The 210-nt window shown below is 42.9% G+C and carries 1 protein-coding gene; it reads left to right on the forward strand.

The window, feature by feature from the left end:
• Positions 1 to 181: hypothetical protein (locus tag ACVA53_RS25195; protein ID WP_446506645.1), on the forward strand; the 181-nt coding region annotated here is incomplete at its 5' end.
• Positions 182 to 210: the final 29 nt, after the last annotated feature.

Here is a 210-nt window from a genome sequence, read left to right on the forward strand (position 1 = left end):
TGAAAGCACCGGTCTTGAAAACCGGCATACGTTTGTAGCGTATCTAGGGTTCAAATCCCTATCTCTCCGCCACATTCAAAAGAGCCAGCTTAATTGCTGGCTTTTTTACATCTGTAGCTTGGCAAAGAAAGAGTTATACCAAACTGGAAAATTAACTGGTCAGGTTGATCCACTCTCTTGAACACATTTTTGATACCCTTTGGGGACTCG

Source organism: Photobacterium sp. DNB23_23_1, assembly GCF_052873815.1.